The following is a 353-nucleotide window of genomic DNA, read 5'->3' on the forward strand; positions in this document are numbered from 1 at the left end:
ACCACCTGTACTGGCGTTGAAATGTTCCGCAAACTGCTGGACGAAGGCCGTGCTGGTGAGAACGTTGGTGTTCTGCTGCGTGGTATCAAACGTGAAGAAATCGAACGTGGTCAGGTACTGGCTAAGCCGGGCAGCATCAAGCCGCACACCAAGTTCGAATCTGAAGTGTACATCCTGTCCAAAGACGAAGGCGGCCGTCATACTCCGTTCTTCAAAGGCTACCGTCCGCAGTTCTACTTCCGTACTACTGACGTGACTGGCACCATCGAACTGCCGGAAGGCGTAGAGATGGTTATGCCGGGCGACAACATCAAAATGGTTGTTACCCTGATCCACCCGATCGCGATGGACGA

The 353-nt window shown here is 53.8% G+C and carries 1 protein-coding gene; it reads left to right on the forward strand.

What is annotated here, in order from left to right; genetic code table 11:
* The coding region (locus tag AS136_RS25975; protein ID WP_074158398.1) for an EF-Tu C-terminal domain-related protein at positions 1 to 353 on the forward strand (353 nt) is incomplete at both ends.

The organism is Klebsiella sp. D5A (assembly GCF_001620885.1).
In the GTDB taxonomy this organism is placed as follows: Bacteria; Pseudomonadota; Gammaproteobacteria; order Enterobacterales; family Enterobacteriaceae; genus Klebsiella; species Klebsiella variicola.